This window comes from Methanobrevibacter sp. V74 (assembly GCF_963082495.1).
Classification (GTDB): domain Archaea; phylum Methanobacteriota; class Methanobacteria; order Methanobacteriales; family Methanobacteriaceae; genus Methanocatella.
This window is the reverse complement of the sequence record NZ_CAUJAN010000001.1, coordinates 516,576-532,228: the sequence shown is the minus strand read 5'-3', so window position 1 is coordinate 532,228 and position 15,653 is coordinate 516,576. Positions and strand designations below refer to the sequence as shown.

At 27.6% G+C, this 15,653-nt stretch carries 9 protein-coding genes; all 9 read right to left on the bottom strand.

The window, feature by feature from the left end; translation table 11 throughout:
• Nucleotides 1–2,100: 2,100 nt before the first annotated feature.
• Nucleotides 2,101–2,475, bottom strand: coding sequence for a transposase (locus Q9969_RS02545; RefSeq protein ID WP_305554087.1), 375 nt, complete (start codon nt 2,473–2,475; stop codon nt 2,101–2,103).
• Nucleotides 2,418–3,575 carry a transposase gene (locus Q9969_RS02540; protein WP_305554084.1) on the bottom strand — a complete coding sequence of 386 codons (1,158 nt, stop codon included), beginning with the start codon at nt 3,573–3,575 and terminating at the stop codon, nt 2,418–2,420. The genes Q9969_RS02545 and Q9969_RS02540 overlap by 58 nt, the downstream gene beginning before the upstream one ends.
• 230 nt (nt 3,576–3,805) lie before the next feature.
• Nucleotides 3,806–8,059, bottom strand: coding sequence for a hypothetical protein (locus Q9969_RS02535; protein WP_305554081.1), 4,254 nt, complete (start codon nt 8,057–8,059; stop codon nt 3,806–3,808).
• Nucleotides 8,056–9,003, bottom strand: a complete 948-nt coding sequence (locus Q9969_RS02530; protein WP_305554078.1) for a hypothetical protein — start codon at nt 9,001–9,003, stop codon at nt 8,056–8,058. The genes Q9969_RS02535 and Q9969_RS02530 overlap by 4 nt, the downstream gene beginning before the upstream one ends.
• A gap of 1,325 nt (nt 9,004–10,328) precedes the next feature.
• Nucleotides 10,329–10,634 (bottom strand): hypothetical protein, encoded by a 306-nt coding sequence (locus tag Q9969_RS02525; protein WP_305554075.1) that lies wholly within the window; start codon nt 10,632–10,634, stop codon nt 10,329–10,331.
• Nucleotides 10,616–10,759: a transposase family protein gene (locus tag Q9969_RS02520; protein WP_305554072.1), complete on the bottom strand. Its 144-nt coding sequence runs from the start codon at nt 10,757–10,759 to the stop codon at nt 10,616–10,618. Before Q9969_RS02520 ends, Q9969_RS02525 begins: the two co-directional genes overlap by 19 nt.
• A gap of 863 nt (nt 10,760–11,622) precedes the next feature.
• A complete protein-coding gene (locus tag Q9969_RS02515; protein WP_305515162.1) occupies nt 11,623–11,745 on the bottom strand; it encodes a transposase in 123 nt (40 codons plus the stop codon).
• Between the two features lie 1,286 nt (nt 11,746–13,031).
• Entirely contained in the window at nt 13,032–14,576 is a 1,545-nt protein-coding gene (locus Q9969_RS02510) for a flippase (protein ID WP_305554069.1), read from the bottom strand.
• 539 nt (nt 14,577–15,115) lie between these two features.
• Nucleotides 15,116–15,595 carry a hypothetical protein gene (locus Q9969_RS02505; RefSeq protein ID WP_305554067.1) on the bottom strand — a complete coding sequence of 160 codons (480 nt, stop codon included), beginning with the start codon at nt 15,593–15,595 and terminating at the stop codon, nt 15,116–15,118.
• Nucleotides 15,596–15,653 lie beyond the last annotated feature (58 nt).

Below are 15,653 nucleotides of genomic sequence, written 5' to 3'. Positions count from 1 at the left end.
ATAATGCTAGGTTAAAAATTGGGAAATATTCATAAATTTCATTGCCCGTCTGTTATATAAAATTAAATTTAGAATTTAAATCAAAATAATCGGAGGTTGTATAAAAAAAAGAAAAAAGGTAATTATTTTTTAACCTTGTAGAAACCCTCTTCTAAAAAACTTGTATGGCTCTGTAAATGTTATATAATACATCTTTGAGTTTTGTTTCTTTATTCTATTGTCTTGTATTTCTACTAAAATTAATGCCATTAAATCCTTCTTTTTATTACAGAAATCACGCTTTCAACATTCATTCTTCGTGCATAGACATCATGCCAGAAGATTGTAGCACTATTTAATCTATAATGTCCTGTTGTCGCACCTTTTTTTTAATGGTATTTGGTCGAATGATCCTACTTCTTCATTTTATGCATTTTTCTTATTTTCGGAAATCATATGCTTTGTCTGCTAGTATGTAATAGGGGGTTTGTATGGTATTAATTGTCTAATTGAAGGTAATGCGAATTGTGTATCATGTTTTGGACTTTTATTTGCTGCGTAATTTTAGGATCATTCGTGTGTCAACATTTGATTGCAATATTGGTTTTTAATGTAAGCTTTTTCGTGATTTGCCTATTATTATGTGCATAATAATTTTATCAGCATAGTCGCTTGTGTGTTCCTGTTCCATCCATGGCAACTAATTTTACATTCTGATGGATGCATAAAAATTAATTAAGTCATTTAAATCTTTTAATTATGGTGTCTGACATTCTTTTACAAAGAATTTTTTTGAATAGTTGTGAAGTGTGGTAGCTTATTAAGACCTAGGCATTTTCTTATTTTATCTATAAGCTCCAAACATTCAATTATTTCGCGATAGGTTGTCTTTAAATAGGTTTTCATTGCTAAAATAGTGAATAATTGCGGGGCTGATTGTACATAATAGATTGCCTGTAATCACAGGAAATACTTTGGAAAAATCCATCTGGAAATAGTTATAGGTTAATTCAACAAAATTTTAACAGCATATTTTTTCATGTTTAGCAATGGAAAATAGTTTTTTCTTCTGGAGTTTCATTTGTTAATTTTAAGTCCAAAATCCAAAAGGTTTAACTGTCTTGAATTCAAATAATAAATATGGAGAATATTTTATTTTTGTCTTCATATTAATATATATTCTCCATTTTACTATATATAGTTATTTATCGCATAATTTGGATAATAGTAAATTATATTTCAAGTGTAAAAAAATTAAAGCAATAAAATCGCTTAAAATCAAAATCTAAGCATTTTTGGAAAATTTTTTTGCTAAGTACATGTTCAAGTGAAAAATAATAATGAATAAAAAACATGTTAAAATTAAAAATAAAGAATCTATATGGCTTATTTAGACAAAACAACTAAATAAATTCGATGTTACCATAAATTTTGATATGGTTTCTAAAAGGTTTTTTAAAGATGTTTTTGCTTTTACTTTAGTTCCATCTAAAAATTAAATGGTGGATTTTAATTAAATCTTCCTTCTTTTGCAAATCTTTAAAAGTTGTTTTAAAAGCTTCATCAATTAAATCAGGCATAATCCAATTTGAATCTTAAAATTGTCCTATAAACTGGCTTTTGCATGTCTGCTAAAGTACATATAAGAAAATATCAGTTCTTGTTCTTCTCTCAATTTCACGAGAAGACAATCCACCATCAAAAACACTCATCAAAACCAATCCTAAGCAACATTTCACGAGGATAAGCAGGTTCACCAGGCTTATCACGAAAACTTCTTGTTAGCTTCGGAACAATCAATTTGATCAACCACATTTTTAATAAAATAACACAGATGGCCTTCAGGAATCAAATTTTTCAAGTCCATAGACACCAACATAGTCTTATTAACAGTATCATATTTTAAAAACATAAATAAAACAACCATAAAGATTAATATCTATAATAAAAGATTATACTTCATAATATATAAAATTAAATGAAAAAAATAAGCGAAAAAAATTTTAAAAATTAATGAGAGTCATGTCCCCATCCTGTTAACATTTAAAAAAGAGGATGTGACGCAAAATTTTTAATTGAATTTTGTGTTTATACTTAGATTTTTTATATTTTTTCTTATTTTTAGTTGTTTTTAGTGTTTATTTCGTTGTATATTCTTTTTAGGTTGTGTCCGATTGTATATAATTTGAATTCTGTATTTGTGTTTTTTATTCCGGTTGTTGTGAATTCATGGAGTTTCATGTTTTGTTTTATGTGTGCAAATGGTAGTTCTGCTGTTTTTGATCGTTTTTTGTAGATTTTTTGTGCCCATTCTGTTTCCATTTTCCGTTGCATTCTAATCTTGGAAGGGTTGCCATAGTCTTGAATTGTTCTGTAATTCTTTTTCTTGCAGCAGATTTCTTTCATAACACAGTTTTTACATTCATTAGTCCAATAAGTTATTCTTTGTTTGTTTTTGTATTCATATGTTCGTCTTCGATATAAAATTTCTCCCAAAGGACAGATGTAGGTTTCAATTTCTGCATCGTAGCAGAAATTGTCTTTTTGGAATGGTTTTTCCCACAGATTATATTTTTTTCTTTTCTTGAGAGTTTTCTGGGGAATATGTATCCTTCTAAGCCTTTTTCTTCAAGATAGGTTGTGTTTTCATCAGTTGAATATCCATTATCAGCACTGAATTGGAAATTGGAAGGCAATTCATCATAGATTCCAGTTAAATTGTTTTCTAATTGTTCTATTGATGGAATAAGCTCGAAATGGTCTGTTGGATTTTGTGTAATGTATGAAGATAGGATTATTCCTTTGTATTCATCCACAATGATTTGTGCATTGTAATCCCATTCCCATTTGCCTTTTTTATTCATCATCAAGCGAGCATCAGGGTCGTTAATGCTGATTACATCTTTTGGTGATTCTTTTACTTTTTCTTCGAGTTCATTGAGTTTTTTTAAAACTTTTTCTGGATTTTTTTCTGCTTGTTTTAAAAGATTTAAACTTGAAGAACGCAATTTATCTTTGTTTCTATTATTTTTAGAAGATTTTTGAATTTCTTTTACTGTTTCTTTGAATTTTTCTTTGTCTGTTAATGATTCTGGAACTGAATTTCCAGATTCATCTCCGAGTTCATCATCTTCTTGCTGATCAAGTTCAATACTTTTTTCAAGGTGTTCTTTCATGATTTTAATTTGGTTTTCATCAGTTAATTTATTAATTGATGTTTTTGCTTTGATTTTAGTTCCATCCAAGCTCAAATGATGGATTTTTATTAAATCATTTTCCTTTGCAATTTTGATGGTTGTTTTGAATGCTTCGTCGATTAAATCAGCATAATCGACTTTAAATCGCGCAATTGTCCGATAGGATGGTTTTTCCATTGCTGCAAGATACATATATGCAATGTCAGTTCTTGTTTTTCTTTCTATTTCTCTTGAAGACAATCCTCCATCAAATACGCTCATTAAAATGAGCCTGAGCAATAATTCTCGAGGATAAGCAAATTCACCAGGCTTTCCACGAAATTCCTGGTTTGCTTTCGAACAATCAATTAAATCAACCACATTTTTAATAAAATAGCAAGGATGATCTTCAGGAATCAAATTAAATTTCGCAAGTCCATAGGGACCAACATAGTCTGATTTATATTATCATCTTTTAAAACCATGAATAAAACAACCATAAATATTAATATCTATAATAAAAGATTGTACTTCATAGTATATAAAATTAAAGGAAAATTAGTCAATTAAAATTAGAAAAAATTGTGACTTCGTGTCACATCCTCAAAAAAAAAAAAAAAAAAGTAACTAGAATTATAAAATAATTCTAGCTATTTTTTATATTTTCTTATGATATTTCCTGAAATAAATAATAATGCAAGTAAAACCATTAACAAAGGATTACCAGTACTTTTTAAATGATTTGAAGTACTAACTATACTTTTATTTGGTTTTGTATTATTATGTTCAGGATTTTTGTTTTCTTTTTTAATTACTTTAACTGTAGCATTATCCAGATTATTGGAAGAGTTAGTATCATTAACAGTACTATTTACAGAAGCAATCATGGTATAATTACCAGTGCTTGTTGCTTTTGTAATTATTTTTAATGTTACGCTTTTTCCTTTTGATAGGTTTCCAATGTTCCATTTTCCAGTTTTTTTATCATAAGATCCTTTGTTTGTTGAACTGCTAATATATTTAAATCCTGATGGTAATTTACTCAATACATATGTATCTATAGCATCGCATGGGTCGTTGTTTTTGACTTTGATTGCCCAAATAACCACATCTCCAATATAAACTGTTTTTTTATTAGAGCTTATTGTGATTACTAAATCAACTAATTGGTTTACTTTAACAGTAATATTAGCCTTATTATTCACAGTATTGTTATCATACTCATTAGCAGTTACATTAACAACATTAATAATGTTTCCTATCTTATTTACACGAACTGTAATAACAAGAGCAACATTATCATTGACTGTTAGATTACCAATAGTCCAAAGACCAGTAATATGATCATATTTACCATTACCATTATCACTAACATAAACAAGTCCATCAGGTAATTTTTCATTAACAATAACACCAGTAACATTGTTTGGTCCGTTATTAAATTTAACAGTTATTGTATATGATAAGTATTCACCATAATTAGCATTAGTAACATTAACAGTTTTAGTTATGGTTAAATCAGCAATTGCATTAATAAGAACAGTAATATTAGCCTTATTATTCACAGTATTGTTATCATACTCATTAGCAGTTACATTAACAACATTAATAATGTTTCCTATCTTATTTACACGAACTGTAATAACAAGAGCAACATTATCATTGACTGTTAGATTACCAATAGTCCAAAGACCAGTAATATGATCATATTTACCATTACCATTATCACTAACATAAACAAGTCCATCAGGTAATTTTTCATTAACAATAACACCAGTAACATTGTTTGGTCCGTTATTAAATACAGTTATTGTATATGATAAGTATTCACCATAATTAGCATTAGTAACATTAACAGTTTTAGTTATGGTTAAATCAGCAATTGCATTAATAAGAACAGTAATATTAGCCTTATTATTCACAGTATTGTTATCATACTCATTAATTGCAGTTACATTAACAACATTAATAATGTTTCCTATCTTATTTACACGAACTGTAATAACAAGAGCAACATTATCATTGACTGTTAGATTACCAATAGTCCAAAGACCAGTAATATGATCATATTTACCATTACCATTATCACTAACATAAACAAGTCCATCAGGTAATTTTTCATTAACAATAACACCAGTAACATTGTTTGGTCCGTTATTAAATACAGTTATTGTATATGATAAGTATTCACCATAATTAGCATTAGTAACATTAACAGTTTTAGTTATGGTTAAATCAGCAATTGCATTAATAAGAACAGTAATATTAGCCTTATTATTCACAGTATTGTTATCATACTCATTAGCAGTTACATTAACAACATTAATAATGTTTCCTATCTTATTTACACGAACTGTAATAACAAGAGCAACATTATCATTGACTGTTAGATTACCAATAGTCCAAAGACCAGTAATATGATCATATTTACCATTACCATTATCACTAACAACATAAACAAGTCCATCAGGTAATTTTTCATTAACAATAACACCAGTAACATTGTTTGGTCCGTTATTAAATACAGTTATTGTATATGATAAGTATTCACCATAATTAGCATTAGTAACATTAACAGTTTTAGTTATGGTTAAATCAGCAATTGCATTAATAAGAACAGTAATATTAGCCTTATTATTCACAGTATTGTTATCATACTCATTAGCAGTTACATTAACAACATTAATAATGTTTCCTATCTTATTTACACGAACTGTAATAACAAGAGCAACATTATCATTGACTGTTAGATTACCAATAGTCCAAAGACCAGTAATATGATCATATTTACCATTACCATTATCACTAACATAAACAAGTCCATCAGGTAATTTTTCATTAACAATAACACCAGTAACATTGTTTGGTCCGTTATTAAATACAGTTATTGTATATGATAAGTATTCACCATAATTAGCATTAGTAACATTAACAGTTTTAGTTATGGTTAAATCAGCAATTGCATTAATAATAAGAGTGCCATTTTTAAGGATAATGGGCTTATTGCCATGACCAGAATAATTTCCATGAACAGTATATACTCCTGGGTTAAGAATTGCATTGAAATTAATTTTTGCTAATCCTTCAATAGCATTTGCATTGTAATTATTACCCTCGATTATGAAATTTATATTTTTTCCTGTGATTGTGTTGCCCATATCATCTGTAATATTTGCCCATAGTTCAATATTATGGCCATAGATTACATTAATAGTTGTATTATCTAAGTAAGTTAAATTTGCAATATAAACAACATTATTATTGTAAATTTCCCTACCTCCATTTGGATTGCTTACAGTAGAATTTTCCATAGTATTATTTTTTAAGTAGAGAGTACCTGCATTGTATATAACTCCACCATTAGCAATAGCAGAACTTCCAATAAAAATATTGTTAGTTAAATTAGCATTAGATTCCATATAAACGGCTCCACCACGAGAATTAACATTAGTAGTTGAAGAATTCACAAAACTAGAATTAACAACACTAAAATTACCTCCATTAGCATATATAGCTCCCCCAGAAGAACTAGCACCCATAGTAGAACAATTCATAAAACTAGAATTAACAACACTAAAACTACCAGCACCATAATTAAATATAGCTCCACCATGAGAACTTTGACCATTAGTTGAAGAATTCATAAAACTAGAATTAACAACACTAAAACTACCAGCACCATTATGATATATAGCTCCACCATGAGAACTTTGACCATTAGTTGAAGAATTCATAAAACTAGAATTAACAACACTAAAACTACCAGCACCATTATGATATATAGTTCCACCAGTAGAACTTTGACCATTAGTTGAAGAATTCATAAAACTAGAATTAACAACACTAAAACTACCAGCACCACTATGATATATAGTTCCACCAGTAGAACTTTGACCATTAGTTGAAGAATTCATAAAACTAGAATTAACAACACTACCAATACCATCACCACTATGAAATATAGCTCCACCACGAGAATTAATATTATTAGTTGAAGAATTCATAAAACTAGAATTAACAACACTAAAACTACCAGTACCACTATGATATATAGTTCCACCAGTAGAATTTTGACCTTTAGTTGAAGAATTCATAAAACTAGAATTAACAACACTAAAACTACCAGTACCATTATGATATATAGTTCCACCAGTAGAACTTTGACCATTAGTTGAAGAATTCATAAAACTAGAATTAACAACACTAAAACTACCAGCACCATAATTAAATATAGCTCCACCATGAGAACTTTGACCATTAGTTGAAGAATTCACAAAACTAGAATTAACAACACTACCAATACCATCACCACTATGAAATATAGCTCCACCACGAGAATTAATATTATTAGTTGAAGAATTCATAAAACTAGAATTAACAACACTAAAACTACCAGTACCACTATGAGATATAGCTCCACCACGAGAACTTTGACCATTAGTTGAAGAATTCATAAAACTAGAATTAACAACACTAAAACTACCAGCACCATAATTAAATATAGCTCCACCATGAGAACTTTGACCATTAGTTGAAGAATTCATAAAACTAGAATTAACAACACTAAAACTACCAGTACCACTATGATATATATCTCCACCATGAGAATTTTGACCTTTAGTTGAAGAATTCACAAAACTAGAATTAACAACACTACCAATACCATCACCACTATGATATATATCTCCACCATGAGAATTTTGACCTTTAGTTGAAGAATTTATAAAACTAGAATTAACAACACTAAAACTACCAGTACCATTATGATATATAGTTCCACCAGTAGAACTTTGACCATTAGTTGAAGAATTCATAAAACTAGAATTAACAACACTAAAACTACCAGCACCATAATTAAATATAGCTCCACCATGAGAATTTTGACCTTTAGTTGAAGAATTCACAAAACTAGAATTAACAACACTACCAATACCATCACCACTATGAAATATAGCTCCAGATTTCCACGAGAATTAATATTATTAGTTGAAGAATTCATAAAACTAGAATTAACAACACTAAAACTACCAGTACCACTATGAGATATAGCTCCACCACGAGAACTTTGACCATTAGTTGAAGAATTCATAAAACTAGAATTAACAACACTAAAACTACCAGCACCATAATTAAATATAGCTCCACCATGAGAACTTTGACCATTAGTTGAAGAATTCATAAAACTAGAATTAACAACACTAAAACTACCAGTACCACTATGATATATATCTCCACCATGAGAATTTTGACCTTTAGTTGAAGAATTCACAAAACTAGAATTAACAACACTACCAATACCATCACCACTATGATATATATCTCCACCATGAGAATTTTGACCTTTAGTTGAAGAATTTATAAAACTAGAATTAACAACACTAAAACTACCAGCACCATTATGATATATAGCTCCACCATTATAAGAATCACCCGTAGTGGATGAGTTTATGAAAGTACAATTTATTAAAATAAAGTTACTATTTGAAATAGTGATTGAACCACCATTATTATTGTTTGCTTTACCATTAATTAGAATTAGATTAATAAATGAAACATTATGGTTACCTGTAACATCGAATATACGACTTAATCTTTTTGCATCCAAAGTAGATTTTTTATTATGATCAATAGCACTACCACCATGAATCGTAAGATCCTTATTGACAGTAATTTCCATACCACTACCATCATAGGTAGTATTTTCTAAATAAACCTCATCGCCACTAGTAGCTATGTCAATTTTATCTTGAACATCATCAAAACTAGCAGCAGAAATACTTGTTATTCCAATATAAAATATAAGTATAATTAAAGCTAAGATTATTAATTTACGATTTATTTTAATCAATTACACACCTCACATTTTAATTTTTTAAATAAACCATAGAACCTAAAACACATTTTATTATACACCAAAGTAATCATCTTATCTGTAAAAGGAAGATTTTTAATAATAGTTAAATCCACATTATTGAACTTTATATTAGTATGTTTACTTGTATTAACTGAAAAAACATTTAAATTACTTAAAAAAGATTTAATTTTATTTAAGATAATATAAACATTTAAATAATTAAAATAAGTTAAGCTAATAAAAGCTCTAAAGTTTATATTCAAAACATTATTAATTACATTATCTATATCCCATAGCTTAGGGTGGAGATTAACATGATGTTTCCCCTCCCTACAATTAATTATTGCTGAGTTATGATTTGGTAAAAAGTAAAATGGGTTTCTATTAACTTTTATATTATAAATAAAAGTTTTTTGAACGTTGGTTAATGTGGCATTATTAAATATTTTCCCATTATAAACTTTGTTCTTAATGTTTTTAATAGTTTTATTGAAGATTGTAGTTTTTTTAGGGACATAGATGTAAATTGATTCATTATATGTATTGTTAAAAGTATGTGTATTTTTAATGATATGCTTACTACAATTATTATTTGTTACAAAAAGCTTATTTAATAAAAACATTTTAAAACCACATTAATTATTATTTTTTATATTTTAACATATATAATATTATCCATTCCTAGACATTCGGCTCTTTCAAAAACTTGTGTGATTTTTTTTTGTTTTCATTTTTTATGTTCCAATAATTTAGTTTTAGCATGAATCGGCTTAAAAGACCTAATTCTATTTTCATTGTTCTTTTTATGTGTTTTGGGAATACTTTTTGGAATATATTTTCGATTTTATTGTTCGTAGATGGAATATTCGTGTTTTCAAGGTGGTTCGTTAATTTTTTAAAGTAAGGAATGATGAATTTCCATAGAATTTTGTTTGTGAAGTTGTTTTGAGGGTATTTTTTTATCAATCAAAATATCTCGTAGTTTTTTTAGCATCATTGAGTGTTTCTGCATCTAATATTTTATAAATATCTTGTTTTAAATCTGTTAAGATTTCTTTTTCTTCGTCTGTTAGTTGGTTTTTGTTGAAATAGTCTTTAAATCTTTTGTTTGTGTTTTGTTTTACATGAAATTTGCAGAAATGATGTTTTACTTTTAATTTATTTATTGCTTCTCGATATTCGTGTTTTAAATCATGTTCATATTGATATTTTCTTTTGATTTCTTAGGGATTCGTTTAAGAATTGATAAATGGTCTTAGAATCTTCTGATTCGACTAATTTGACTGAAACTAAAGTATTTAGTTTAACGTCGAATAATGCTAAAATATAATTCCAAATTCCATTAATTTTGACTCAAAGACTGTCGAATAAGTAATAAACCATAAATAAGTCCAATTTTCATGGTTAAATTGATAATTTGAGTTTAATAATATGTTTTCTATGCTTTGATGTGAGATTTCGATGTTGTGTTGTTGTTTTAAGTCAAATCGTATTTTATGGAGTCCAGCTCCATAAATTTGATACAAATTCTCAATACAATCAACAACAGGCAATGTAATATTAGAATTAGAATAAACAAGTGAAGATAAAATCTGTATAAAAGACTTTACCGCATTTTTTTGCATTTATATTTTTGAATAGTGCACATTTGTTCTCCAATTCTTAAAAAAATTAGTTTTCTTTCATAAGTTCCATTTTTAACAGCATCTTTTGATTTACAACTTGGACAAATACTAATTCTATTTTTCAAAAATAAGTTTTACCTCTTTTTTCCAGTCTAATATAGATTATCAGCAAAATATTTTCACAACCAAATCGAGAAAGATCATCAGATTGACGGAATTCAGAAAAAACTCTGGAATAAAATCGGAAAGTTTATATTCTTTTAACTCCATACATTCATATGGAGCTTTAATATTGTTATTAATCATATTAATATTTAAGTTCCACCTTATATATTAATTTTACTACTTTTAAATTAAAAATAAAGAAAAAATAGAACGAAAAAATTTCGTGACTCAAAAACTAGTGAAAATTCAAATCACACAAGTTTTTGAAAGTGCCAGACATTCCTAGAAACTTAAGGGTTTTCCAGATGAAATTTTTAATTATTATCATTATTAATAACCGTGTTATCACGTTTAGAGGAGGATTTGAATTTTCGTAAGATTTATATATGTATTGTGAACAAAAAGGTAAACAAGAAAAGATTAATGCACTAAAAGTTAATGTGTCTTTAGTGTGTTTTTTTCTTGTTTCCCGGATGTTTGTTTTCAACATCCGGGGCTTTTCGTGCTTTTTTATATTTTTCGTCTATTTTTTCTTGGGTTAATTCTTTTGAGGCTTCTTTTACTATGAAATTAATTATTTGTTCTCTTTTTTGTCTCGTTTCAAAAATCAGGTCGAAGAATATACAGGTATATGTTCCCTGTTATTTTTGCGAAATTTGATTGATAAACGATTTTTTCATCTTTATTTCTTGGTGTTCGTGTTTATATGGTTTTCTGCATGTTTTTTAATTGTTATTGCTAGGTTTATAGATGAATATGTGTGCGTAAAATATCTTGTTCGATTATTGTTCTTCTTGTTCCATTGAAATCTTCGATTTTCGATTTAGATTTTTTTAATATGTCGAATCCTGTTTTCTACTGTCCATCTTTTTCTGTATAATTCTTTTAAATCTTCTGTTGAGAATTCTTCTGGTGTTAGATTTGTTGCAAGTATTTTATGGTTCATTTTTTCCTATATCAACTAGTGCAATTCGGATTTTATAATCTTCCTATTTTCTGTGCTTTTTCTTTTAATTTTTTGTCACGAAAACTTCTTAATCTGCTATTTTGTTTAGATTAATTGTTATTATTTCATCATTAGTTTTCATTTGTTTGATTTGATGTTGGAATACATTTTTTTGGCCGTCGTATTTATGGAATTTAGAGTTTAGATCCATGGTTTTTACCATTTAGTTCAATTGACGAATATCCTCTATCGTAAAATGGTGATTAATTTTTCAAATGTTGAATCGACGTTTCATGTTTTCTAAGTGTTCTATTTGCTAGATCTATTTCGTTTTACTGTTGTTTCAACAATTTTTGCTGTTATAAATATGTTTAGAATGAACATCTAAAAAGCGAAACTCTTGCCCGAATTCTTTTTTCCCGTAACAAATTCTCATCACCAACAGGGAACTGTATACGGGTAAAATCCAGAAAATTTATCCATATAATTTCTCAATAAAAACATTCATTTAAGTCGATGAATGCCTGTGGGTTGATGAACATTCTTTGTTTTCCAATTGCTTGACTTGAAATCGTCTCGAAATCTTTTTTTCATCATTAATGTGAAAAATCTTATCGATTCAATATAATCCTGTACATCCTCTTTGAGAAAGAATATAAAACCATACAATCTTTTTGGTTCATTTTCCTTTCCCTAATGAATCTATTGGCCTCAGTAATATATTTTTTTGACACAAAACAATCGAATATTTTAAAAAAATCTATGATGAATCTATCAAAATAATACCTCAGTCCACCTCCATATTAACTTAATCAGTAACTAAAAAAACTTTAATCACTAATATTAATATTTATAGTTAATAATATATAAACAAACTATGCTTAATTATTGAAACTAACTATAAGTAAATTAAAACTATTCAATAAAGTATCATAATAAGCACAGATAAAATCAATTAAAATAAGTAAAAACTAAGCAATTTAGTAAAAAAATTAAGAATAAAAAAAGAAGAAAAACCTTAAGTTTCTAGGAATGCCTTTCAAACTATTGTGATTTCGCTTTAAATAAATATTTCCTCAAAAACAGTTTTTTCATGATATTTGCTTTTATCAAAGCCAATGGATAGCTTATAATGAAAATAATTTTAAGTGCTTAAATTAATCAAAAAATAATTTATAACTTAAGTTTTGAATTATTTAAATATGATTATACAATTCTTTATTCGAAGAATTCAAAAATAAACAATTTCGTAATTTAAATCATCAATAGGAATAGATGTTATAGTTTTAATCCATTCCTTTAATTATTATTTTTCTGAAAATTGCAAAGATATTTTTAACAGGTATTTTATTTTCAAATTTTGATAAAATCTCTAAATCAACATCTATAAATCCTTTGACTAACATTAAGATTAAAATATAAACTGGCAATAGGAATATTAATCCCAAACAAAATCCCAAAATATTTGAAGGCAGAACTAATAAAAAAACTCCGGTTACTAATCCTGCGAATAATATTTTTATATAATATAAAATATTAAAATTAATAGAAACTAATTTGTTCAGATAAAATAAAGAAATTAACGATATAGTCAGTGTTGTCAAGGCAGTAGCAATTGCCCCGCCATTTACACCAAAATGAGGTATTAATATAAAACTTAAAACTAATATTTGAACAAAAGCACCCATCAAAAGATACATTGAAACTTTAGGCTTCCCCGAACCTTGAATCATACTGGAAGATATGGAGAATATTGAATAAAAAAACATTCCTAAAGTCAATATTGATAAAACACTTGCTCCTTTTGAATATGAAGGTTTTGTAAAAAACATTACTAAAAGTACTTCTCTAGAAAAAATCATCAGAAACAAACAAATTGGAACCATTATGATTAAATTATACCTAAATGCATTGAAGATATATTTTTTAAGCGTATCTTTTTTATTTGTAGCTATCATTTCTGATGAAACAGGCAACATTGTTGTGGATAGTGAATTAGAAATCATTAATGGCAGCCTAGCAATTGGTTCAGCTATTCCAAAATATCCTATTTCACTGATAGTGATAAACAATGGCATTATTGTTGTTGTAATACTATATATTCCTATTTCTGAGATAGCTGTTAAAATAACTGGAATGGAAAATGAAATTATTTTGTATGCAATCTTAATCTCTTCTTTAAAACCTAATTCTAATTTTAATATTCCGTTATATATGTCAAAAAAATATCTATGCAATATGAAAATAACTGAAATTAATGAACAAAAAAATCCAATTACAGTACCCAATAATGCTCCAACGACTGAAAACCCAAGTATAATCAATAAAATTGAGGACAGTATCATCATGATTTGCTCAACACCACGGCTAACTAAAATATATTGCATCTTATAAACCCCTTGAAATATTCCTCTGAATGCTCCTACTACTGCACTAAAAGGAACTATTAATCCAATGCATTGTAATGGCACCAATAATATTGGATTTTTATAAATTTTTGCAAGAGCTGGTGCGATGAAAAAAACCATTATCAATCCAAAAAGAATTCCTAATAATATTGCAATTTTAAAAGAAACCAATATGATTTTATAACATTCTTCTTCATTATTAGTCGCATTATACTCGGAAATATATTTGCTTATTGTTGGAGGCAAACCTCCTGCCGCTAAAACTTGCAGAGTATTCTGGAAAGGAGAAACAACAGTTAAAATTCCATAAGAAACTGTATCTAAAAGATATACCATTAAAAATTTATATATGTATCCTCCAATTCTAAAGAACACATTTCCAAATAAAATTGCTAAATTGTTTTTTAAAAAGTTATTAACCATGATAATCACTTAAAGAACATAGTATCTTTGAATAATGTTTTTTTAGTCAAATTTTCTTCTAATGAGCTATAAAACATAATAATGGAATTCACAATCTTTACATCCCTCAATAAAATCTAGATTCAATTTCCAGAAATCATGTATTTTATTTTCCATGGATAGATTCAAATAAACTTTATATTTGGCATTTCCCCATACTTTTTTTGCAATAGGGCGTTTTGAATATTCCGACTAATTCAGTGTTTCTTATCATAACTTTCGAGTTTTTCATATATAAATTAATTCCCATCATCAGAATTGATTCACCAATATCAATACTTATAAAAAAAGGTTCAATCTACTGTTTAATATTGACTATGATTTAAAAAATCACTTTTTTTGTAAAATCCTGAACACAGATAAAATACTGGGAAATTGATTTTGCCTAACACACTGTTTAAAAAATGAAGACAGATAAAATCGCCCAAAAGACCATAAATTCTTTTATAAAGTTTATAAGATTACAACTAATCTTAAAAAACTTTAAATAAATTTGATGATTATCGCCGATTTTTAAATTTATCAAATAAAATAACCATGCCAAATCCAACAATGAAAACCAAAACGAATAACAATATGTTTGTTGGAGTTAACAAGTTTGTATTTTCCACTTCTTCAGCTATTGTATCATTGGTGGTGTTACTTGTGTTATCCGGTGTATTATTTGATTCCGGAGCATTGTCCGATATTTCAGATTGTGTAGTTACAATTTCAGCAGAGTTTTTTGAACTTTCAGTGTTTTGTGATGAAGTGTGTTTATTTGATGACTCCGAATTTGAAGTATCCGAGCTTGAATCTTTGTTTGATTTTGAGCTACTGTGGGAAGTTCCACCGTTTGGTGAACTTTTTGATGATGATTTCTTACTGGAACTAGCATGTGAATCACTTGAAGGGTGATCACTATGACTAACATCTTCAGAGGTAACTTCATCTGCATAATGGCCATGCCCAGGATGAGCATAAGATGCAGATAATGCCATTGAAACTGCTATTATAATAATTAAAACGTATTTTAATCCTTTATTAATAATATCCTAC